General features: G+C 33.0%; 18 protein-coding genes. 9 read left to right on the top strand and 9 right to left on the bottom strand.

Annotated elements, in window-relative coordinates; translation table 11 throughout:
• Nucleotide 1: 1 nt before the first annotated feature.
• The 3 genes from ubiE to BSF41_RS03320 all read right to left on the bottom strand — a co-directional run bounded on the left by ubiE (nucleotide 2) and on the right by BSF41_RS03320 (nucleotide 2151).
• A complete protein-coding gene (gene ubiE / locus BSF41_RS03330; RefSeq protein ID WP_095928095.1) occupies nucleotides 2-733 on the bottom strand; it encodes a bifunctional demethylmenaquinone methyltransferase/2-methoxy-6-polyprenyl-1,4-benzoquinol methylase UbiE in 732 nt (243 codons plus the stop codon).
• A 579-nt stretch (nucleotides 734-1312) separates the two neighbouring features.
• Nucleotides 1313-1795: a dihydrofolate reductase gene (locus tag BSF41_RS03325; protein WP_095928094.1), complete on the bottom strand. Its 483-nt coding sequence runs from the start codon at nucleotides 1793-1795 to the stop codon at nucleotides 1313-1315.
• Nucleotides 1796-1806: 11 nt separating this feature from the next.
• Nucleotides 1807-2151 carry a 2TM domain-containing protein gene (locus BSF41_RS03320; protein WP_095928093.1) on the bottom strand — a complete coding sequence of 115 codons (345 nt, stop codon included), beginning with the start codon at nucleotides 2149-2151 and terminating at the stop codon, nucleotides 1807-1809.
• A gap of 239 nt (nucleotides 2152-2390) precedes the next feature.
• Between BSF41_RS03320 and BSF41_RS03315 the strand changes: the two genes are divergently transcribed.
• Complete coding sequence (locus BSF41_RS03315) at nucleotides 2391-2687, top strand: isoamylase early set domain-containing protein (protein ID WP_095928206.1); 297 nt, start codon at nucleotides 2391-2393, stop codon at nucleotides 2685-2687.
• 38 nt (nucleotides 2688-2725) lie between these two features.
• On the opposite strand, the gene BSF41_RS03310 is transcribed toward BSF41_RS03315, so the two are convergent.
• The 4 genes from BSF41_RS03310 to BSF41_RS03295 all read right to left on the bottom strand — a co-directional run bounded on the left by BSF41_RS03310 (nucleotide 2726) and on the right by BSF41_RS03295 (nucleotide 6345).
• A complete protein-coding gene (locus BSF41_RS03310; RefSeq protein ID WP_095928092.1) occupies nucleotides 2726-3577 on the bottom strand; it encodes a thymidylate synthase in 852 nt (283 codons plus the stop codon).
• A gap of 116 nt (nucleotides 3578-3693) precedes the next feature.
• A complete protein-coding gene (locus BSF41_RS03305) occupies nucleotides 3694-4317 on the bottom strand; it encodes a bifunctional nuclease family protein (RefSeq protein ID WP_008466556.1) in 624 nt (207 codons plus the stop codon).
• Between the two features lie 166 nt (nucleotides 4318-4483).
• The gene (locus BSF41_RS03300; protein WP_095928091.1) at nucleotides 4484-5452 is read right to left on the bottom strand and encodes an electron transfer flavoprotein subunit alpha/FixB family protein; all 969 of its coding nucleotides are present in this window, start codon (nucleotides 5450-5452) and stop codon (nucleotides 4484-4486) included.
• 146 nt (nucleotides 5453-5598) lie between these two features.
• Complete coding sequence (locus tag BSF41_RS03295; protein ID WP_095928090.1) at nucleotides 5599-6345, bottom strand: electron transfer flavoprotein subunit beta/FixA family protein; 747 nt, start codon at nucleotides 6343-6345, stop codon at nucleotides 5599-5601.
• Nucleotides 6346-6845: 500 nt separating this feature from the next.
• Here BSF41_RS03295 and BSF41_RS03290 point away from each other — a divergent pair, with 500 nt between their 5' ends.
• The 5 genes from BSF41_RS03290 (at nucleotide 6846) to BSF41_RS03270 (ending at nucleotide 14557) form a co-directional block, all read left to right on the top strand.
• Complete coding sequence (locus BSF41_RS03290; RefSeq protein ID WP_008466560.1) at nucleotides 6846-7823, top strand: pyruvate dehydrogenase complex E1 component subunit beta; 978 nt, start codon at nucleotides 6846-6848, stop codon at nucleotides 7821-7823.
• A gap of 70 nt (nucleotides 7824-7893) precedes the next feature.
• Entirely contained in the window at nucleotides 7894-10395 is a 2502-nt protein-coding gene (locus BSF41_RS03285) for a DUF5686 and carboxypeptidase-like regulatory domain-containing protein (protein ID WP_095928089.1), read from the top strand.
• Nucleotides 10396-10658: 263 nt separating this feature from the next.
• Complete coding sequence (locus BSF41_RS03280; protein WP_095928088.1) at nucleotides 10659-11258, top strand: DNA-3-methyladenine glycosylase; 600 nt, start codon at nucleotides 10659-10661, stop codon at nucleotides 11256-11258.
• 111 nt (nucleotides 11259-11369) lie between these two features.
• Nucleotides 11370-11900, top strand: coding sequence for an inorganic diphosphatase (locus BSF41_RS03275; RefSeq protein WP_095928087.1), 531 nt, complete (start codon nucleotides 11370-11372; stop codon nucleotides 11898-11900).
• Between the two features lie 113 nt (nucleotides 11901-12013).
• Nucleotides 12014-14557, top strand: coding sequence for a sodium-translocating pyrophosphatase (locus tag BSF41_RS03270; RefSeq protein WP_095928086.1), 2544 nt, complete (start codon nucleotides 12014-12016; stop codon nucleotides 14555-14557).
• Between the two features lie 169 nt (nucleotides 14558-14726).
• On the opposite strand, the gene BSF41_RS03265 is transcribed toward BSF41_RS03270, so the two are convergent.
• Nucleotides 14727-15341, bottom strand: a complete 615-nt coding sequence (locus BSF41_RS03265; RefSeq protein WP_095928085.1) for a deoxynucleoside kinase — start codon at nucleotides 15339-15341, stop codon at nucleotides 14727-14729.
• Nucleotides 15341-16156, bottom strand: a complete 816-nt coding sequence (locus BSF41_RS03260) for a hypothetical protein (RefSeq protein WP_095928084.1) — start codon at nucleotides 16154-16156, stop codon at nucleotides 15341-15343. Before BSF41_RS03260 ends, BSF41_RS03265 begins: the two co-directional genes overlap by 1 nt.
• Nucleotides 16157-16369: 213 nt before the next feature.
• Here BSF41_RS03260 and BSF41_RS03255 point away from each other — a divergent pair, with 213 nt between their 5' ends.
• The 3 genes from BSF41_RS03255 to BSF41_RS03245 all read left to right on the top strand — a co-directional run bounded on the left by BSF41_RS03255 (nucleotide 16370) and on the right by BSF41_RS03245 (nucleotide 22379).
• Nucleotides 16370-17257: a GLPGLI family protein gene (locus tag BSF41_RS03255; RefSeq protein ID WP_095928083.1), complete on the top strand. Its 888-nt coding sequence runs from the start codon at nucleotides 16370-16372 to the stop codon at nucleotides 17255-17257.
• Between the two features lie 77 nt (nucleotides 17258-17334).
• On the top strand, nucleotides 17335-20022 hold the full coding sequence (locus BSF41_RS03250) for a carboxypeptidase-like regulatory domain-containing protein (RefSeq protein WP_095928082.1): 2688 nt from the start codon (nucleotides 17335-17337) through the stop codon (nucleotides 20020-20022).
• A 92-nt stretch (nucleotides 20023-20114) separates the two neighbouring features.
• Nucleotides 20115-22379, top strand: coding sequence for a hypothetical protein (locus BSF41_RS03245; RefSeq protein ID WP_095928081.1), 2265 nt, complete (start codon nucleotides 20115-20117; stop codon nucleotides 22377-22379).
• Nucleotides 22380-22514: the final 135 nt, after the last annotated feature.

The raw sequence follows: 22514 nt of genomic DNA, 5'->3' as shown, positions 1-22514 counted from the left end.
ACTATTTTTTAGATGCAGAATAAATTGTTGCGACACCAAAAGTTTGGGGCATTGCCACAACATCTATAAACCCAGTTTTTCTCAAAATATTGTTTAAGGCTTCTCCATAAGGAAAAGCGGCAGCAGATTCAGACAAATAGCCATAGGCATCATTATCTTTAGAGAATAATTTACCAATTAATGGAAGTATATTTTTGCTGTAAAAATTATAACCTTGTTTATAAGGAAATTTATCTGGGACAGAAGTCTCTAATATAACAAATACTCCATTTGGTTTTAAGACTCTTAAGATTTCTGCAAAACCTTTTTCTAGGTTTTCAAAATTTCTCACACCGAAGCCAACCGTAATAGCATCAAAGTAATTGTCCTCAAAAGGCATATTTTCAGAATCGCCTAAAACTAGTTCAATAATATTAGATAGATTTTTTTCTTCAACTTTCTTTTTACCAACTTCTAGCATTCCAGCAGAGATATCTAGGCCAATAATTTTTTCAGCATTAGTTTTTGCCATTAAAATGGCTAAGTCACCAGTACCTGTTGCAATATCCAGAATAACTTTTGGTTTTTTGTCTGAAACAATTTTTAATACTTTTTTACGCCATTTAACATCAATTCCAAATGAAATTACACGATTCAAATTGTCGTAATTCCCAGAAATGGTATCAAACATTTGGGTTACTTGCTCTTTTTTACCTAAGGTAGAGTCTTTATACGGAGTTACTTTTTCAGACATTTTTTTTATTTAGGCAAATATAAACAATCTAGTTTAACTGTAATTGAGTTTTTTAATTTGTCAAATAAATGTTTTGGAGTGTTTATTTTAAAACAGAATAAAAGGCTATTTCTGCTATCCCTAAATCTAGGTATTTTATCAAAATCCCTAAATCACGGTATTGTCTAATAAGGCTATTATGAGCAACTTTGTCAAAGTAAAAATGATTAAAGTTAATGATTGATAATGTCGCAATGACTTAAACAAATGGTTGCTTTTTTTGCGCTGGTAATTTCATTTGTTCATGAAAGAGTTTTGTAAGTATTGTTCTTTGGGGGGATATACTATATTAAGTGCAAAGTACGTTCTTAGGATTAAATTTGTTTTTGGAAATTTTAATTTTCTGCCTTTAATATCTTAGTGGTATTTGTTATTAAAGGCTTTTTGAGATTTAGGTCTCAAACAACATTAAATGTTATTCAGTTTTACAAATGTTTCTCAACATTTGTGATTTTTTTAAACAAAAATTTTTTCTTGAGCGAGTTAAGCTTCATGTCAATTATTTAAAAACATCCTCCGTTAAAAGAGGATGTTTTTTATTTATTTTCTAATGTAAGTTTCATAAGTGTAATCATAAAGATGTTTTTCGTCTTTATAATTTTCTTCAGATTCTACCAAAGTCCACTCACTTTTATTGATTTTAGGAAAAAAGGCATCTGCTTCAAAAGAATGATGAACTTTGGTTAATTCAATAATGTCGGTAAAGGGAAGGGCAAGATTGTAAATTTCTCCACCGCCTATAACGTAGCTGTCATCATTTTCAGGACATATTGCAATAGCCTTTTCAATACTATCTACTACGATGCATCCTTCTGGTTTATAATTTTCTTGGCGAGAAATTACAACATGAACACGGTCAGGTAATGGTTTTGGGAAACTTTCAAAAGTTTTTCTTCCCATAATAATATGATGACCAGTAGTAAGCGATTTAAATCTTTTAAAATCATTTGGCAAATGCCATACTAATTCATTGTTTTTTCCAAGCGCATTATTTTCGGCTGCAGCCGCTATCATTATAATCATGGTATGCCTAACTAAATTTTATTTTCATTTTCTTCGTTAATAGAAGATTCGAGCTGACTGATTCGTTTTTGCTGTAAAGCAACTAATCGATCAATTTGTTCTCTTTCCCATTTTTTATTCATAAAACGGTCAGTTATGTACACTTTTATAAAATGTAGAATAAAAAGGAAAAGCCAGATTGTAATTCCCCAAATACACCAGTTTTGGGTTGTGCCCTCACCAAAACCAAAAAATTTGTTGCCAATAAATAGGAATAAACTTCCTAGAAGGAAAAGAACAAAATGAAAATATAAGATTTTTTTTTGTCTTAACCGGCGTCTAGCGTATTCGTATTGTTCGTGTACTTCTTTTTCCATAAGATAAAAATGAGATTATAAAGTTAAAATTTATTTTCGAAAGTCCATATTTTGGATTGGGAATATTTGCTTTTAAAAATTATAAGAATTTGAAAAACAAAATTTTAACCACTTTAAATTACAGATAAAGCGAAAATAATATGCTGTTTTTGGTATTATCATAAATCGGTTCTGGGGTTAGTTAGTGTTTCGTTGAATTTAAGTAATTTTAGATGTATAAATCTAAAAACGAAATAGTTATGTCTTTGAAAAAACAATTTATCAAAACGAAGCCGGTTGTTAAAGTTACATTTTCAATAGATGCCAAAGATGCTGATTCGGCAGCGGTGGTTGGAGATTTTAATAACTGGAATGCCTCAGAAGGAACTTTAAGCAAGTTAAAAAACGGAACGTTTAAAGCAACTTACGATTTGGTGAAAGATGCGATTTACGAATTTAAGTATGTAATCGACGGAAATTATGTTAACGATCCTGAAGCCGATTTTTACAAATGGAACGATTATGCCGGAAGTGAAAATGGGGTTTTAGTTGTATAAAAAAATCCGCTTAAATTTTTAAGCGGATTTTTTTATAATTATACAGCAACACTTCCTTTTATGGCAGGATGCGGATCGTAATCTACAAGTGTGAAATCATTATAATCAAAATCAAAAATGTTTTTAATCTCTGGATTTAAAATCATTTTTGGTAATGGTTTTGGTTCTCTCGAAAGTTGTAATTCTAATTGCTCAAAGTGATTGTTATAAATGTGTGCATCACCAAAAGTATGAATAAATTCGCCTGCTTCTAAATCGCATACTTGTGCGATCATCATGGTTAGCAATGCATAAGAAGCAATGTTAAAAGGAACTCCCAAAAAGATGTCAGCACTTCGCTGATACAATTGGCAAGATAATTTTCCTTTTGTTTCGCCTTTTTCAGGATCTGGGCTTGCTACATAAAACTGAAAAAAGGCATGGCATGGAGGTAAAGCCGCTTTGTTATTGGCAACATTCTCTTCAAAAGACTTTTTAGTATCTGGCAAAACCGAAGGGTTCCAAGCAGAAACCAACATTCTTCTGCTATTCGGATTTGTTTTTAATTCCTTAATTAATTCAGAAATCTGATCTATTTCCTCACTATTCCAATTACGCCATTGATGACCGTAAACAGGTCCTAAATCGCCATTAGAATCTGCCCATTCGTCCCAAATTTTGACTCCGTTTTCCTGAAGGTATTTTACGTTTGTATCGCCTTTTAAAAACCAAAGTAATTCGTAAATGATGGATTTTAAATGCAGTTTTTTTGTTGTGACCATTGGGAAACCTTCACTTAAATCAAAACGCATTTGGTAGCCAAAAACACTTTTTGTCCCAGTTCCAGTTCGGTCTCCTTTTTGATTGCCGTTTTCTAAAACGTGTTTTACTAAATCTAAGTATTGCTTCATCTTTGCTTTAAGCTTTAGGCTTTAAGCTTTAGGCTTTTTCCTAATGCTTAAAGTTTGTTTTTTTATGATTATGCTTTAAGCTTATAGCCTAAAGCTTACGGCTTATAGCCTAAAAATTATCTTCTAGAGATTTCGTCTCTAATTTTTGCTGCTTTTTCGTAATCTTCTTGAGAAACGGCTTGGTCTAAAAGCTCGTTTAATTCCTGTAAAGAATGTTTTGCGTAAACGTCCCCAGATTGGTTGCTTTCTTCTTCGTGTCCGAAAGTTTCAGGGTTTGAAAGAACATCATCTATTTCCTGAGCTCCAGAATCTGTTTCAGCAGTATTTGATTTTAGATAAATCCCAGCTTTGTCTAAGATGTTTTTATAAGTAAAAATAGGAGCATTAAAACGCAGTGCCAAAGCAATAGCATCAGAAGTTCTTGCGTCGATAATTTCTTCGATTTTATCTCTTTCACAAATTAAACTAGAGTAGAAAACACCATCAACTAATTTGTGAATGATAACTTGTTTTACTACAATATCAAATCTTTCGGCAAAATTTTTAAATAAATCGTGAGTTAAAGGACGTGGCGGTTTTATTTCTTTTTCTAAAGCAATAGCGATTGACTGGGCTTCAAAAGCGCCAATAACAATGGGTAATTTTCTTTCGCCATCAACTTCATTCAAAATTAAGGCATAAGCGCCATTTTGAGTTTGACTGTATGAAATTCCTTTTATGGATAATTTTACTAGACTCATATATGTTTGTAAAAAAGGTACTTAGCACCTTATTTTAATACTTTTTTGGTTTGAAAAATAAAGCTGCAATTTTAATCAAAAAATATGGAACAAAAAAGCCGCCTATAAACAAAGATACAACATCTTGTTTTTAGGCGACAATATTTTTTAAAGAGAATTCTTTGTATTAAGAATGCTGCGCTTTAAAAGCTTTTAATTTCTCTGTCAATTGCGGTACAATTTCAAAAGCATCTCCAACGATACCATAATCTGCAACTTTAAAGAAAGGCGCTTCAGGATCGTTATTGATCACCACTTTTACTTTAGAAGAGTTAATACCAGCAATGTGCTGAATAGCTCCAGAAATACCAATTGCAATGTATAAGTTTGTTGCTACTGGTTTTCCTGTTTGTCCAACGTGCTCGCTGTGAGGTCTCCATCCTAAATCTGAAACTGGCTTAGAGCAAGCAGTTGCAGCACCAAGTACAGCAGCAAGATCTTCTACTAATCCCCAGTTTTCTGGACCCTTTAATCCACGTCCGCCAGAGACTACGATATCAGCGTCAGCGATAGAAACTTTTCCAGATACTTTTTCTACAGATTCTACTTTTACTCCAAAGTCATTTTCTCCAACCGTTGGATTAAAGTCTTCAGCAGCAGCAGTTCCTGCGCTTTCAAAAAGACCGTAAGAATTTTTGGCTAAACCGAGAACTTTTACATCTGTATCGATTTGAGTAATATTGAAAGCTTTGTTTGAGAAAGCATTTCTTTTTACTTGAAATGGAGAAGTGCTAACTGGCAATCCAACCACATTTGAAGCAAAACCAGCTTCTAAGCCTACTGCAACTAGTGGAGAAAGGTAGATACTATCTGTTGTAGAAGAAAGTAAAACTACTTTTGTTCCTTCTTTTTGAGCAGCTTGTTTGATAACATCAGCATAAGCTTTTGCATTAAAACCAGCTAATTTATCATTGCTTACTTTTAGAACTTTATCAACTCCGTATTTGCCTAATTCGCTTACATCGCTAATGTTTACAGTCAAAGCCGTAACAGTTGTTCCTAATGATTCAGCTACTTTCTTAGCGTAAGAAGCTAATTCGAAAGCAACTTTTTTAAATTTTCCTTCTGCAGATTCTGCATATATTAATATTGACATAACAATTTTAGATTTTAGATTTTAGATTTCAGATTTAAAAATTGAAATCTAAAATGATTATTGATTTTAGATTTTGAAGTGAATCAAATGTTGAGTTTTAGATTTAGTATTGCGATCTGCAATCTAAAAATCTAAATTCTACAATCTTAAATCACCTTTGCCTCGTTGTGTAATAAATTGATTAACTCATCTAAATTATCTGCAGAAACTAATTTTACTGCCGATTTTGGAGCTGGTTTTTCAAATTTCACCGCTTTTGTATTTACAGCTGCATCAACTGGCTCAAGAATAGTAAGAGCCTTAGTTCTGGCTGTCATAATTCCTCTCATGTTCGGGATACGTAAATCTTTTTCTTCAACAAGACCTTTTTGACCTCCAATGATTAAAGGAAGAGTTGTGCTTACTGTTTCTTTTCCACCGTCGATTTCACGAACAGCTTTTACATTATTTCCGTCAACAGTTAAAGAAGTGCAAGAGTTTAAGAAATTAGAGCCTAAAATACCAGCGATCATTCCAGGAACCATCCCTCCATTATAATCTAAAGATTCTTTACCAGCAATTACTAAGTCGTAACCACCGTTTTTAATAACTTCTGCCAATTGTTTTGCAACAAAAAAACCATCAGTAGGGTTTGCATTAACACGAATTGCTTCGTTTGCTCCAATTGCCAATGCTTTACGCAAAGTTGGTTCAGTATCAGGACCTCCAACGTTTACAACCGTTACATTTGCTCCTTGTTGTTCTTGAAACCAGATTGCGCGTGTAAGACCGAATTCGTCGTTAGGGTTAATTACATATTGTACTCCATTAGTGTCAAATTCTGAATCACCGTTGGTAAAGTTAATTTTTGAAGTAGTATCAGGCACATGGCTGATGCAAACTAGTATTTTCATAAGTATATATTTTGAATTTATAATATGCTTTTACAAATTTAGAATTTAATTTGGAATAATTATACTATGCATGCATAATATTTTTTAAAACTATTACGATTTCGCAGATTGTTCAGTTTTGGATGATTTTCATCGTAATCTAAAAATAAAATAATATTCATTTTGTCTGATTGTTAGGAATTTTGCAATAACCGATGATTGGAATGTAAATTATTTTTGTCTGATAAATACTATTTTTTTGTTTTTTACGTTTTGATGATTGAATTTTGGAGAGACAAGAATTAAACAAATCCATAAAAGTTTGTCTGAAAAATATTTTAGAGCGATTAAGTGTGATTTATACGTTATTATATCGATTTCGTAATTATCACAATAAAGATTAAAAAGTTAAAACGGGAGAACAGATAGAAGTTCATGCGATTTTAAATTCAATTTATGCTTTTAAGTTATTTAAAATATTTATTTTTGCTCTTCAGAAAATTCAACATACAATATAAAATATGAGAACAATACAATTTAGAGAGGCCATTTGCGAAGCGATGAGTGAAGAAATGCGTCGCGATGAATCCATATATTTAATGGGAGAAGAGGTTGCAGAATACAATGGAGCTTACAAAGCTTCTAAAGGAATGCTTGCTGAGTTTGGTGAAAAGAGAGTAATTGATACTCCAATCGCTGAGCTTGGATTTTCAGGAATTGCAGTAGGTTCTGCAATGAATGGAAACCGTCCTATTGTAGAATATATGACATTCAACTTCTGTTTAGTTGGTATTGATCAAATTATTAATAACGCTGCTAAAATGCGTCAAATGACAGGAGGACAGTTTAATGTGCCTATCGTTTTCCGCGGACCAACAGCTTCTGCTGGTCAATTAGGAGCTACTCACTCACAAGCTTTAGAAAACTGGTTTGCTAACACTCCAGGTCTTAAAGTTGTTGTTCCTTCAACTCCTTACGATGCAAAAGGACTTTTGAAATCTGCTATCCGTGATAACGATCCAGTTATTTTCATGGAATCTGAGCAAATGTATGGAGACAAAGGTGAGGTGCCAGACGGAGAATATACAATCCCTCTAGGTGTTGCTGATGTTAAACGTGAAGGAACAGATGTAACAATTGTTTCTTTCGGAAAAATCATCAAAGAAGCTTTTATCGCTGCTGATGAATTAGCTAAAGAAGGAATTTCTTGTGAGATCATCGATTTAAGAACAGTTCGTCCAATGGACAAAGATGCAATCTTAAAATCGGTTAAAAAAACAAACCGTTTAGTAATTCTTGAGGAAGCTTGGCCAGTTGCCAGCCTTTCTTCTGAAATATCTTATATCGTACAAGAACAAGCGTTTGACTTTCTTGATGCGCCAATTCAACGTATTACAACTGCAGATACTCCTGCACCGTATTCTCCAGTACTGCTTAAAGACTGGTTGCCAAATGCAGGTGATGTAGTAAAAGCAGTAAAAAAAGTATTATATAAATAATACAAATACATAATACTCATAAAACTTCATCAGACAAACATGGATTGGTGAAGTTTTTTTTTACTTTATAATGAACAAATTAACTCTACTTCTCTTATATTTTTTATTTGCATTTGCGAATGTTGCTACTGCACAAACTAAGGTGAGTGGAGTTGTTTTGGACAAAACCAATCAGCCAATACCTTTTGCAAATGTTGTATTTAAAGGTTCTAATATAGGAATCGTTTCTAACGAAGATGGACGTTTTTATTTAGAATCTCCAAATACGTATACGGCACTTATTGTTACTTCGGCAGGATTTTCAGACAAAGAAGTTCCTTTAGAGAAAGCAGTTAATTATAATTTTAAAATTGTTTTAGGCGAAGCCGAAGCGCTAAATGAAGTTGTAATTTATACGGGTAAAACTTCTAAAAAGAACAATCCCGCATTGGATATTTTAAGAAAAATCTGGGAAAGAAAACGTAAAAACGGACTTTATCAGTTTAATCAATATCAAATGCAGAAGTATGAAAAAGTAGAGTTTGACATGAACACTATTGATAGTGCATTCATGAAAAACAAGCTTTTTAAAGGAATGGAGTTTATCTTTAATCATGTTGATACTTCAGATGTTACAGGAAAAACGTATCTGCCAATTTTTATTAACGAATCTGTTTATGATGTTTATGGCGATAATAAATTAAAGAAAGTAAAAGAAAATATAACAGGAAATAAAATGTCTGGTTTTAATGGAAATCAGCAGATTTTATCCTTTGTAAAAGACCTTTATTCTGAGTATAATATTTACGATAATCACCTTAAGTTTTTTGATAAAAGTTTTACAAGCCCACTTTCAAGAACAGGAATTGATGTTTACAATTATGTCTTAAAAGACAGTGCATTTGTAGATAAAAAATGGTGTTATAATATTGTCTTTTATCCTAGACGTAAAAACGAATTAACTTTTAAAGGAGATTTTTGGGTTAACGATACCACTTTTGCGATCAAAAAAATTAATATGGGCGTAACCAAAAGTGCCAATATTAACTGGGTAAAAGATATTTATATCGAACAGGAGTTTGATGTGCAAAACGATTCAATTTTCCTTTTGACGCGTGATTACATGATGTCCGATTTTGCTTTAAATAAAAAAGAAAAATCAAAAGGAGTTTATGGTAAAAGAACAACTTTATATCGCAATCATAAATTCAATATTCAGAAACCCGAGAAGTTTTACAAAGAAGAAGTCAATTTTATTGATAATGCAGTCTATGATCGACCGCCTGAATTCTGGGACGAAAATCGTTTTGAAAAATTAAATAAAGACGAACAGGGAATTTATAAAATGCTCGATACACTGCAAACAGTAAAGCGATTTAAGCAGTTGTATAATCTCGTCTCCATTTTAGGAAGTGGTTATGTTGAGTTTAAAAACTTCGATTACGGACCAATTTTTTCAACTTTTGGATATAATGAAGTCGAAGGTTTAAGGTTGAGAGTGGGAGGAAGGACCTATTTTGGACCAAATGATCCTTGGCGTATTCAAGCCTATACAGCTTATGGATTTGATGATAATAAATTCAAATACGGAGTTTCTGGAAAATGGATGGTTGACAAGAAAAACCGTGTTATTATTTCTGGAGGAAATAGGCGTGATATTGAACAAATTGGTGCAAGCTTAACTACAACAAATGATGTTTTAGGGCGAAGTTTTGCTTCTTCTGCTTTGTTTACAACGGGAAGTAATGGTAAGCTGACTAACATTAATCTGAGTAATGTTTCTGTTGAAATGGAAGCTAAAAAGAACTTTATAGTTCAGGCTGGTTTCTCGTATCGTACATTAGAATCGGCATCAAAAACATTTAGTTTAGATTATTATTCGACTTTACCAACTCCTGAAAATCCAGCTGGAGTTATTGAAAGTGCAGTAAAACAATCTGAAGCAAATATTCAATTTGAATATATGCCTAACCGCAAAACTATTGGTTATGGTGTCGAAAGAGATTTAGTTGATAGCCCTTTTAGTCATTTCTTTGTGAATTTTAGTTATGGTTTAAAAGGAGTTTTTGACAGTGATTTTGCTTACGAAAAAATTCAAGTTTTTTACAGGCAGCCAATTATTATTGGACCTTTAGGAAGATCAAATATTACAGTTGAAACAGGAAAAACATTTGGGACAATTCCGTTAGGGTTGATGAGTGTAATTCCAGGTAACCAGACTTATTTTACAATCGAGAATACATTCAGTAACTTGAATTTCTACGAATTCGTTACGGATCAATATACGACCCTGCAGTGGAATCATGATTTTGGAGGAAGATTATTCGCAAGAGTTCCTTTTATGAGAAAACTGAATTGGAGAGAGTTTGTTGGAGTAAGAGCGGTTCATGGAACAATTTCTGATGCCAACCGCGCGATTAATGCCTCTGGATTACCTTATAATGCTCCAGAAAAAGTGTATTGGGAGTATCATGCAGGAATTGGAAATATTTTTAAAGTTTTCCGTATTGATTTTTCTTGGAGAGGAAATTATCTAGATATGCCAGATGCTCACAAATTTGCAGTAAAAGGATCTTTTGGATTCTATTTCTAATTGTATTTAGGGGCAAAGGTTCAAAGTTACAGAGTCGCAAAGGTTTAAATCTTTGCGACTTTTTTTGTGTTTTTAATACTTTTTCTCACGCAGATTCTGCGGATTTGAGCAGATAAACACAGATTAAATATATTTAAGATTGGAAAAATAGAATTTGCTTAAATCTGCAGAATCTGCGTGAAAAAAAAACTTAGCGCCTTTGCGTCTTTGCGAGAACTAGTTTCATTTTTCTTATTTTTGATTTACTTTCAAAACCCAAAACCATGCAAGAAGCAATTGATTTTCTTTCATCTAAAAATCCAATATTTCTTGAAATCATAGAAAAATACGGATTGCCTCCAATTCCAAAACGTCCACCAGGTTTTGAAACTTTGGTTTTGCTTATACTCGAACAGCAGGTTTCTATTGATTCGGCGAAAGCTACTTTTTTAAAAATAAAAGCGTACAAAACTTGCGATCCTGAAAACATGGCCGTTTTGTCTGATGAAGAATTTAGAAATCTAGGAGTAAGCCGTCAGAAAACAAAATACATCAAAATCTTAGCGGAAGCAGTTTTAAACAAAGAATTAGATATTGAAAGTTTGGCTTTGAAATCTGCAAAACAAGTTCGCGAAGAACTCATTAAATTAAAAGGAATTGGAAACTGGACTATCGATATTTATTTAATGTTTTGTCTGGAAGAGCCCGATTTGATTCCGCTTGGCGATATTGCAGTAATCAATACCATCAAAGAATTACTTAATATTCATGATAAACAAGAAATGGAAATTCATGCAGAACAATGGAGTCCATATCGATCTTATGCGACTTATTTACTTTGGCATTATTACCTAAAAAAAAGAAATCGAACGATTAGTTATTAAATGCTTGTATTTTAAACTCTAATACAGATAATTTAACCTTGTTTTTTATTGTAGAACTAGATTCTTTAGTTATTTTTGCAACCGAAATTATAGAAATAATAAAAAACGAAAATGACCGCAGACAAATTAACGACTTTCGATGTATTAATCGAAATACCAAGAGGAAGCAGAAATAAATATGAGTACGATTTTGAAATCAAAAGAATGCGTTTTGACAGAATGTTATTCTCTTCAATGATGTACCCAGCAGATTACGGATTTATTCCAGAAACTTTAGCTTTAGATGGTGATCCTCTTGACGTATTAGTTTTGGTAAACGAACCAACTTTCCCTGGATGTGTTATGGAAGTTAAGCCAATCGGTGTATTCCACATGGCAGATGATAAAGGACCAGACGAAAAAATTATTTGTGTACCAGTTTCAGATCCAATTTGGAATTCATTAACAGATTTATCAGATATTAATCCTCACTTAGTAAAAGAAATCGAGCACTTTTTCCAAGTTTACAAAGATCTTGAAAACAAAAAAGTAGATGTAGAAGGATGGGGAGACGTAAAAGAAGCTTACGAGATTATCGCTGAGTGTACAAAACGTTTTGATGACATTGAAAATAAACCGGCTGGATTATTTAGTATTAAATAATTTTAACCGCATTCTAATATAAAAAAAGCAATACTACCGTCAGGAGTATTGCTTTTTTGTTTAAATTCGTTTTAGTTAGATTGTTGACTATTAACCAAAACCATTAAAATATTATGAATGCATTTATGATTTACCTGCCCATTATAATGGCAGTTTTAGGATTACTTTTCATGGGAATAAAAAGGACTTGGGTTTTAAAACAAGACGCTGGAGACGGTAAGATGAAAGAGATTTCAGATTACATCTACGAAGGAGCCTTAGCCTTTCTAAAAGCCGAATATAAACTATTAACCATCTTTGTAATTATTGCCAGTTTAGCTTTGGCAGGAATTACTTTTATTCCAGGAGTAAAAACACATTTATTAATCGTAATAGCATTTATTTTTGGTGCTTTATTTTCAGCTTATGCTGGAAATATCGGAATGAAAATAGCAACTAAAACAAACGTTAGAACCACCCAAGCGGCGCGTACTAGTTTACCGCAAGCTTTAAAAGTTTCTTTTGGCGGTGGAACTGTTATGGGGCTTGGCGTTGCTGGTCTAGCTGTTTTGGGTTTAACATCCTTTTTTATCATTTTCTTTCATTTATTTTCTGATGGAGTTTGGAAAGATACCGATACAATGACAGTTGTTTTAGAGACATTAGCTGGATTTTCGCTTGGTGCAGAATCAATCGCTTTGTTTGCTCGTGTTGGAGGTGGAATCTATACTAAAGCAGCCGATGTTGGAGCAGATTTAGTTGGTAAAGTAGAAGCGGGAATTCCAGAAGATGATCCTCGTAATCCTGCTACAATTGCAGATAACGTAGGAGATAACGTAGGAGACGTTGCAGGTATGGGAGCTGATTTGTTTGGGTCTTATGTAGCAACAGTTCTTGCAGCAATGGTACTAGGAAATTATGTTATAAAAGATATGGGCGGAAGTATTAATGATGCTTTCGGCGGAATCGGCCCAATTTTGCTTCCAATGGCAATTGCCGGTTTTGGGATTATATTTTCCATTATAGGAACACTTTTAGTGAAAATTTCAGATGATAATGCCAAAGAAGCACAAGTTCAAAAAGCTTTAAATGTAGGAAACTGGGTTTCGATTGTTTTAACAGCTGTAGCTTGTTTCTTTTTAGTACAGCACATGCTTCCGGAAACGATGCAGATGAGTTTCTTTGGAGAAGGATCAAAAGCGATTTCGTCAATGCGTGTTTTCTACGCTACATTGGTCGGATTAGTTGTTGGTGGAGCTATTTCATCAGTAACAGAATATTATACAGGATTAGGAACAAAACCAGTTTTGGCAATTGTTCAAAAATCATCTACAGGAGCAGGAACAAACGTAATTGCTGGTTTAGCAACAGGTATGATTTCGACTTTCCCAACGGTATTATTGTTTGCTGTTGCAATTTGGATCTCCTATGCTTTAGCAGGATTCTACGGAGTAGCTTTGGCGGCTTCAGCAATGATGGCGACAACTGCTATGCAATTGGCAATTGATGCTTTCGGACCTATCTCTGATAATGCTGGAGGAATTGCTGAAATGAGCGAATTGCCAAAAGAAGTTCGTACCAGAACCGATATTTTAGACTCAGTTGGAAATACAACAGCAGCGACAGGAAAAGGATTTGCTATTGCTTCTGCAGCCTTAACTTCATTAGCATTATTTGCAGCCTATGTAACTTTTACAGGAATTGACGGAATCAATATTTTTAAAGCTCCAGTTTTGGCGATGTTATTTGTCGGCGGAATGATACCGGTAGTTTTCTCTGCTTTAGCAATGAATTCTGTTGGAAAAGCGGCAATGGATATGGTGTACGAAGTTCGTCGCCAGTTCAAGGAAATTCCTGGAATTATGGAAGGAACAGGAAAACCAGAATACGGAAAATGTGTTGAGATTTCTACAAAAGCTGCTTTACGAGAAATGATGCTTCCAGGGATTTTAACGATTGGTTTCCCAATTTTAATCGTTCTTTTAGGAAAATTAGTTTACTCAGACAACAATCAGTTAATTGCTGAAATGTTAGGAGGATATATGGCTGGAGTTACGGTTTCTGGAGTACTTTGGGCAGTTTTCCAAAATAACGCAGGAGGTGCTTGGGACAATGCGAAAAAATCTTTTGAAGCAGGAGTTATGATCAACGGAGAAATGACTTATAAAGGTTCTGATGCACATAAAGCTGCAGTAACAGGAGATACAGTTGGAGATCCGTTTAAGGATACTTCTGGGCCTTCTATGAATATCTTGATTAAATTAACTTGTTTGATTGGATTGGTAATCGCTCCAATTTTAGGCGAAGGTCATGCGCCATCAGATATTGCCGCAAAAGCTTCTTGCTGTGCTAAAACAGAAATGCATGCAGGAATGTCTAAATGTGGCGATATGTCTGGAATGACAAAAGAAGAATGTATTAAAATGTGTAAAGAAAAAGGTTGTTCAGAAGAAGAAACAGCTAAATGTTTAGCTCATTTTGATGCAAAAGGAAAATATCAAAAAACAGATTGTTTCGATACAAGTAAATATGAGAAAAAATCTGTTCGCGTTGAGGTTAAAAATATTAACGGAAAAACAACAGGAACTGTTACTAAAACGGAAAATGGTAAAACAACAACCGAAGTTTTTGAAGGAAATGAAGAAGAAGTTCTGGCAAAAGTTGAAGCTGCTAAATAATTTACGATCTATCCTAACAGGTTTCCAAAACCTGTTAGGTATTTTGATAAAGCCATTAATTTAGAATGAAAGATATACCTAACAGGTTTTGGAAACCTGTTAGGATTTAAAAGCAAAAGCCTCTAAAAAAATATTTAGAGGCTTTTTTTATTTCGTGTAAATCTGTGTTTTAAAACAATCCGTTTAATTCAGCATCAATTCTATTAATGATATCACCCAAATCTTCAGGATTGTCAACAAAATTGATATTATCAACATCAATAATCAAGAGTTTTCCTTTAGTGTAAGTCTGGATCCAAGCTTCATATCTTTCGTTCAAACGGCTTAAATAATCGATCGAAATAGAGTTCTCATATTCGCGTCCGCGTTTATGAATTTGTCCCACTAAATTCGGAATAGAACTTCTTAAATAAATCAATAAATCTGGAGCTTTAACCAGAGATTCCATTAATTCAAACAACGACGTGTAATTTTCAAAATCACGACTCGTCATTAATCCCATTGCATATAAGTTGGGAGCAAAGATGTGAGCATCTTCATAAATCGTTCTGTCCTGAATGATTCTTTTTCCGCTTTCGCGAATTTGCTGCACTTGACGGAAACGGCTATTTAGGAAATAAATCTGAAGATTAAATGACCAGCGCTCCATTTGATGGTAGAAATCATCCAAGTACGGATTATCAACTACATCTTCATAATGAGGTTCCCATTTGAAGTGTTTCGCCAATAATTTGGTCAGAGTAGTTTTTCCTGCGCCTATGTTTCCTGCTATTGCTATGTGCATTACGGTGTTACGATTTTATAATTTGATATATCTGTAGCTGTAAAAATAGATAAAATTTGGTCTTTGTAATAAAAATTGTCAAAGGTTTTTTCTAAAATTTTAATCTCAGAAATTACCTCTGGATTCGACTTATTAATACCTTTAAAGTACAGTAAAGGATTCTTGCTGAAAAGATATTGCGAAGGATTAATGATAACAATTTTGTCAAAATCTGCTATTGGGCCTAATGAAGTTATTTTTCCAAAAATATCGCAAGAATACCCGTTGTTTTTTTTATCAATCCAATAGAAGGTATTAAAATCGGTTTGATAATATTGAATTGGTTCAGTCAACGGAATAGAAACCGTTTTATATTCATTTTTTAAATAATCAAAAAGTCCAATTTGCTGATTTAAAGTGTTGTAAATCCATAACTGATTTTGCGTAGACATTCCGATAGCACTTACTACAATTGGCGCTGCATTCTGCGAAAAATTAATTTCGGTCATTTTATTCAATTGATTGTCTAACAAAACAACACTATTGAAATCTTCATAAAACAAAACAATTTTTAACGGATTCTGAAGATCGACTTTTGTTATTTTTCCCAAAGAAACATTCTTGTATTCGAAGATTTCTTTTCCTTTAATTTTGCTAAAAACGTTGTTCGTAATCTGATAGGAATATCCAAACGAATCGTATCCTAAAAATTCATCAGCAGTGTTTTTATACTGCGAAATTAAAGTTGGATTGATGCTCAAATCCTGAGCTGAAACCGCATGAAAAGTGCAGAAAAGAAATAGGGAAAATAAAATTTTTTGCACGTTTCTATACATTAGAAAATTAATTTACAAGAGCACCAAATTACAAAAAACTCTCCTTAAAATTTCAATTTGGAGTCTTAAACCTTTTTTTAATCTAATAGTCTAAAAAATAAGCGGTTCTATCTATGTCTTAATGCCGTTTATATATTTAGTTTTTTGAATCTTAAAATAAGTAATACATTTGAATGTAAGCTTTATCGGATTTACTCACTTAAAGAAAATGAAATGAAAAAGATATTTTTTTATATGACTTTACTGCTTGTTTCTGCACAAATTCAAGCGCAAAAAGATTTTCAGGGAATGGCTGTTTATGAGTCAAAAACACAGGCTCCAAAATTTGAAGGCATGCGCGGGAATAGAGATATTACCCCAGAAATGCAGAAAAACATGGAAGAGCGTATGAAAAAGATGCTCGAAAAAACATTCGTTTTAAATTTCGATAAAGCAGCATCGATTTACAAAGAAGAAGAAAAACTAGAAGCGCCAGGTCAGCAGCAAGGCGGTTTTCGCATGATGTTTGGTTCGCTTACAGGTGGAGGCGGTACTTTTTACAAAGATGTAAAAACAAAAACGTATACGGTTGATAAAGAATTTATGGGTAAAGAATTTCTTGTGATTGATTCGCTGCCAAAATTAGACTGGAAACTGGAACAAGAAACCAAGCAAATTGGAGGCTACAATTGTTATAAAGCAACAGCAGTAAAGCAAGCCAGTAAAACCGATTTTAGAAACTTCAGACCTAAAAAGGATGAAGATAAAAAAGAGGAGGCTAAAAAGACTTCGGGAGATACCAAAACGAATTTTGCTGATAACTTCGAAATTCCAAAAGAAATTGTAGTAACAGCTTGGTATACACCTGAAATTCCTATAAATCAAGGGCCAGAAAATTACTGGGGACTTCCAGGTTTAATTTTAGAAATTAACGACGGAACCACTACAATTTTGTGTTCGAAGATCGTTTTGAATGCTAAAGAGAAAGTGGAAATAAAACCTTCTAAAAAAGGAAAAGTAATTTCTCAGAAAGAATACGATGAAACGGTAATTAAAAAAATGGAAGAATTTAGGGAGATGAACCGCGGTCGTGCGGGCGGACCTCCTCCAATGGGAAGATAAAATTTATAAAACTCAAAATCTCAAATTGCTTCGCCTGTTCGCTATCGCTCGGGGTCCAAACTTCCAATATTCTTATCATGAATAAGACACTTTTTTTATTTGCCTTACTTTTTACTTCTTTTTCTTTTGCTCAAAGTATCCGTTTTGATGGTTTGATTCAAGACGAACAGAAAAATCCGTTGGAAATGGCCAATATCATGGCGATTAACAATGGCACCAAAGCAATGGATTCATACGGAATCACCAATGATAAAGGAAAGTTCCAGCTTACTTTAAAACCGAATACAGCTTACACTATTAAATTAAGTTATTTGGGAATGAAATCTAAGGAAATTGTTGTAGTTACAAAGGCTGAAAACATGACTCAAAATATTGTAATGGATGGTGCAGGAATCGAATTGGAAGGTGTAGAAATTGTTCGAGAAATGCCTGTTTCTATAAAAGGCGATACAATTGTTTACAATGCAGATTCTTTTAAATCGGGAACAGAAAAAAAGCTCGAAGATGTTCTAAAAAAATTGCCTGGAGTTGAGGTAAATGCCGATGGTGAAATCGAAGTTGAAGGAAAAAAAGTCAGTAAATTGATGGTGGAAGGAAAAGATTTTTTTGACGGAGATACCAAATTAGGCGTTAAAAATATTCCGGCCGATGCTATTGATAAGGTTCAGGTTTTAAGAAATTACAATGAAGTAAGCGCACTTAAAGGTCTAGAAAACGATCAAGATAATGTGGCAATGAATATCAAATTAAAAGAAGGAAAAAAGAATTTTTGGTTTGGAGATGTGACTGCTGGAATTGGAGTTGCAGAATTGGATAGTCGCTATATTATTAATCCGAAGTTATTCTATTACAGTCCAAAATACAGTATTAATTTAATCACCAATTTTAATAATATTGGAGAATTACCACTTACTGCACAAGATTATTTTAAGTTTACGGGCGGATTTAAAAATATGATGAAAAAGGGGGGAAGCAGTTTTAATGTTTCTTCAAATGATCTAGGAATTTCATTGCTTCGAAATAATCGCGCTAAAGAAATCGAAACCAAATTTGGCGCAACAAACTTTGCTTATTCTGTAAATAAAGCTTGGAATATAAGCGGTTTTGGAATTCTTTCAACTTCAAAAACAGATTTGGAAACGAAATCTCAAACCACGATTTTAGATTCTGGAGATCAGCAGAAACGGGATGAATTGACGCATCAAAAGAATAATTTGGGACTTTTTAAACTGAGCTCGACTTACAAGCCAAATGATAAATTTCAGTTTGATTATGATATCCTGACCAAATTATCAAAACAGAATGAAGATACAGACTTGCTTCGTGAATCGGTTGTTGATAATGTTTCGGCAGTTGAAACTATTTTAACTCAAAAGAAACAAGATCCAACTTCTATCAATCAAAATCTGAGTTTGTATTATACGCAAAGCAGTAAAAATATTTTTGCTTTTGAAATGCAACATTTATATCAAGACGAAAATCCGTTTTACAATGCCAATTTAAGAACACAGCCTTTTGATTTATCAGGATATATTACGGGACAAAATCGAAACGACTTAAATCAAGATCGTTTTGTAAAAACCAATAAATTGGATACCAAATTGGATTACTATTATATGATAACGCCAAAAAGTAACATCAATATTACGGTAGGAAATACATATTCGTATCAGAATTTCAATTCTCATATTTTTCAAATTTTAGATAATGGGGATAAAAATGATTTGAATGATGCCGAAAATAACAATGATGTTGATTACAGTTTTAATGACGCTTTTTTAGGTTTTCATTATAAAATTCTAACAGGGAAATTTACATTAACGCCTGGAGTTAGTGTGCATACGTATCAAATGACAAATGGGCAATTGGGAACCGATTATTCTCAGAATTTCGTAAAGGTTCTTCCTGATTTCTTTGCCTTATATCAAATCAAAAAATCGGAAACACTTACCTATAATTTCTCATTGACAAACGATTTTACCGATATTAATCAATTGGCTTCGGGTTATGTTTTGTCAGATTACAGCAGTTTGTTTCGCGGAAATCGTTTCTTAGAAAATGCGACTTCGCAAGTACATTCGCTTCGATATTTTAAATATAATATGTTCAATTTTGAGAACATTTTTGCCAATGCCACCTATACCAGAAAAGTGGACGCGATTAAAACAAAAGCCAATTTTGACGGAATTAATCAGTCTTCTGTTCCTTACAATTCCAATTTGGCCGATGAAACTTTTACAGGAATGGGAAATTACGGGCGTTCGTTTTTAAAGAATTATAAAGCTTCTGTTAATGCTAGTTTTAATTGGTCGAAATTCAATAACATTCAAAATGACCAATTGTCAACCACAGAAAGTTTCAGTCAAAGTTATACCGTCAAAGCTTCAACAAATTATAAAAATCTTCCCAATATAGAATTTGGTTATAATCTTTTGGTTAACAAATACAGTGGTTCAACTTTTTACACCGACAAGCCATTTGCAAGATTAGATTATTATTTCTTGGATAGTTTTTCTTTTGTTTCGGAATACGAATTCTATCATTATTATAATGGAGATAAAACGGTCGATAATGAATATGATTTCTTAAGCGCGAGTTTGGTTTATCAAAAAAAGAATAGCAAATGGGAATATAAAGTTTCGGCAACCAACCTGTTAAACACGACTTATCTTAACGACGACAGCTTTTCTCAGTTCTCGACTCGAGTTTCTCAATACACAGTTCAGCCGCGTTATATCATATTTTCTATGAAATATAATTTGTAGTATTTTTGGTGCTAATATTGTGGTTTTTGTGATTTGTTTAATGAAGAATCAAATATCTTTGCGATATAGTATTAACGACAAAAAACGTAATCATGCGCAATTTTATTTGGAGTGTATCGCTCCTGTTTGCTGGAATTTCTATCTCTTTCTCTCAAACAAATGGCATCGAAAAAGGAACTTATTTATCTACAAATAAAGGAGGAAAGATTAAGCTAAATTTATTAGACGATAATAAATACGAATTGGTTTTTTATTCGGGAGGTTACGAGATTAAAGGCGATTCGCTAGTTTTTTTAAAAAGTGCTGAAAATAAAACAAATAGATTTGATCTTGCTTTTGCTAAAGATAAAAAGGTAAAAAAAGTTAAGATTAAATTCTTGAATCCATCGTATTATTCTTTTTACATTGGAACCCAAAAAGGTGTAGAATCGGTTCAATACGAGAGACTTTCTGATATAAAAACGAAAGTAGATCCTGAATATCTTAAAACAGATTTAGATTTTGAAATAGAGAAAACCGATTTCCTTTATTTGGTTTACGAAGATTACGACGGAAAAAGCGATGTGAGTAAATATGCATTGCCAAAAGATGTTTCAGAAGTGACGATCAATTATGATATGGCAGTTTTAAGCGATTTAAATCTTATTGGATCTTTTGATAAAAGAACAAAAGAATTGAAAATTTCTGATCAATACGGAAAAGATCCTTTGGTTTTTATAAATGAAAAAGAAGAGAAACCTGCTAAAGCTCCAACAGTTGTTCCGATAGAAAATCAAACCATAAAAAATTGGACTTATCCAGGAAAAGAAAATACTTTAATAAATGATGATTTTGGTTCTGGAGTAGCTGTGGATAGTGTAGCTGTAATAGTTGATACTGCCGCAGTTGATGCTACAATTCCTCCGCCAGCATATACCAAATATGATTTTAAGTTAAAAGTTGAAAACAATCTAAAAAAGGCAATAGAATCTACAAAAACGGCAAATAACAAGTTTTTGGTTGTTGTAGTTGACAATAAGGATAAGACTGCAAAAGAAAATTTTGATGCTTTTGTAAAAGAGCAGGAAACCCAGACGGGATATAATATGTACGATTCTTATAATGCTCTTTATGATATTTACAATTATTATTTGGCTGGAGCCGATGACAAAAAATGGCTTAAAAACAATAAAATTGCTAGCGACCAAAGTGTAATTATTTTAAATGGAAGTGGTGATCTGCTAGCTGTTGCAAAATCAGATTTAACTACGCAACAATATCAATTTAGTTATTATGGAGATTTCTATAGAAAACTCCAGAGAGCAAATGCATTTCTTTCTGTAGATAAAGTTTTAAAGAACAAAAAAGCTTCAGACTCAGATTTAATTGCAGCTTTTAATAAGGCAGCCTTATTAGAAACATCTTATGATTATGATTCAGATTATACGGTAAACGATCCTAATTCGACTGAATTTGTAATTACAAAAACGGCTTTAAACCAAAAAGAGGTGGCTCAAACTTGGAAAAAGTTGATTGAAGCGCATCAAAAAGATAAAGTTGCCAATATGTATTTGGTAGAAACGATTATTAAAGAAATCAAAAACCAAGGATTTACAAAACAGCTTTTTAGTACAGATAGAATTCTAAATGATACCGATTTCTTAGCAATCGATTATTTGCTTAATCACTCAGAAGATATTGAACGTAATCGTGCAGATTTTAATAGCAAACAAGGAGAACTTCATACGATTGGAAATGTGGTTTCTGAAGTTTCAGATGCATTGCAGCAAAACCTATATCTTGCTCAAGATGGAGTTTCTGGAGAGATGAATAAAGAAAAGATCAATTCTATTTATAAAAAGATTATTGCTTCAGGAAAAGGGAATTTCGATTCGTACAGAAACTATTTTTATTATTTAGGCCAGCTTGAAGATCAAGACGGTTCAAACGCAACTTATTTAAAAGAGTTCAACACTTATTTTGATAATACTTTGGCAGGAGCAAGTCCGATTGAAAAATTAGATACAATCTTTTCGGGATTAGATTCTAGTTCAAGCTATTCTTATGATGGATGGAATTCATTCAAACTTTACCATTCAGACATCTGTAACAATGCTGCATGGACAGTTGTATTAAAGCCACAAAATTCAAACTTTATTAAAGATGCTATTAAATGGTCTGAATATAGTTTGGTGATCTCTAAAAACAATCCGTATTATTTAGATACTTTGGCGCAGTTGTATTATAAAGATGGACAGAAAGATAAAGCTATTACAACTCAAACTTTAGCGGTGAAATACTTAAATGATACTGTTGAAGAAGAAACTGTAAGCCAAATAAAAGAGGTATTAGCTAAAATGCAGAACGGGACATATTAATCATTTAAAAAAAGCATAATAAAAACCCTGATAATTATAGAATTATCAGGGTTTTTATTTGTAATAATTTAACTACAAATAATTTGACAGTATATTTTAATTTATTATTATTGTAGGAATTGTATGTATTTTTTA

Source organism: Flavobacterium sp. ACN2 (genome assembly GCF_002303885.1).
Classification (GTDB): Bacteria; Bacteroidota; Bacteroidia; order Flavobacteriales; family Flavobacteriaceae; genus Flavobacterium.
The sequence above is the reverse complement of the archived record's forward strand: the minus strand, read 5'-3'. Positions and strand labels throughout refer to the sequence as shown.

Excerpts from the sequence above, each read along its gene's own strand:
- BSF41_RS03315 (WP_095928206.1), top strand. The coding sequence starts at position 2,391 with ATGTCTTTGAAAAAACAATTTATCAAAACGAAGCCGGTTGTTAAAGTT.
- BSF41_RS03285 (WP_095928089.1), top strand. The coding sequence starts at position 7,894 with ATGAACAAATTAACTCTACTTCTCTTATATTTTTTATTTGCATTTGCG.
- BSF41_RS03320 (WP_095928093.1), bottom strand. The coding sequence starts at position 2,151 with ATGGAAAAAGAAGTACACGAACAATACGAATACGCTAGACGCCGGTTA.
- BSF41_RS03310 (WP_095928092.1), bottom strand. The coding sequence starts at position 3,577 with ATGAAGCAATACTTAGATTTAGTAAAACACGTTTTAGAAAACGGCAAT.
- ubiE (WP_095928095.1), bottom strand. The coding sequence starts at position 733 with ATGTCTGAAAAAGTAACTCCGTATAAAGACTCTACCTTAGGTAAAAAA.
- BSF41_RS03300 (WP_095928091.1), bottom strand. The coding sequence starts at position 5,452 with ATGTCAATATTAATATATGCAGAATCTGCAGAAGGAAAATTTAAAAAA.
- BSF41_RS03265 (WP_095928085.1), bottom strand. The coding sequence starts at position 15,341 with ATGCACATAGCAATAGCAGGAAACATAGGCGCAGGAAAAACTACTCTG.
- BSF41_RS03275 (WP_095928087.1), top strand. The coding sequence starts at position 11,370 with ATGACCGCAGACAAATTAACGACTTTCGATGTATTAATCGAAATACCA.
- BSF41_RS03280 (WP_095928088.1), top strand. The coding sequence starts at position 10,659 with ATGCAAGAAGCAATTGATTTTCTTTCATCTAAAAATCCAATATTTCTT.
- BSF41_RS03295 (WP_095928090.1), bottom strand. The coding sequence starts at position 6,345 with ATGAAAATACTAGTTTGCATCAGCCATGTGCCTGATACTACTTCAAAA.
- BSF41_RS03305 (WP_008466556.1), bottom strand. The coding sequence starts at position 4,317 with ATGAGTCTAGTAAAATTATCCATAAAAGGAATTTCATACAGTCAAACT.
- BSF41_RS03260 (WP_095928084.1), bottom strand. The coding sequence starts at position 16,156 with ATGTATAGAAACGTGCAAAAAATTTTATTTTCCCTATTTCTTTTCTGC.
- BSF41_RS03270 (WP_095928086.1), top strand. The coding sequence starts at position 12,014 with ATGAATGCATTTATGATTTACCTGCCCATTATAATGGCAGTTTTAGGA.
- BSF41_RS03245 (WP_095928081.1), top strand. The coding sequence starts at position 20,115 with ATGCGCAATTTTATTTGGAGTGTATCGCTCCTGTTTGCTGGAATTTCT.
- BSF41_RS03290 (WP_008466560.1), top strand. The coding sequence starts at position 6,846 with ATGAGAACAATACAATTTAGAGAGGCCATTTGCGAAGCGATGAGTGAA.
- BSF41_RS03250 (WP_095928082.1), top strand. The coding sequence starts at position 17,335 with ATGAATAAGACACTTTTTTTATTTGCCTTACTTTTTACTTCTTTTTCT.
- BSF41_RS03255 (WP_095928083.1), top strand. The coding sequence starts at position 16,370 with ATGAAAAAGATATTTTTTTATATGACTTTACTGCTTGTTTCTGCACAA.
- BSF41_RS03325 (WP_095928094.1), bottom strand. The coding sequence starts at position 1,795 with ATGATTATAATGATAGCGGCTGCAGCCGAAAATAATGCGCTTGGAAAA.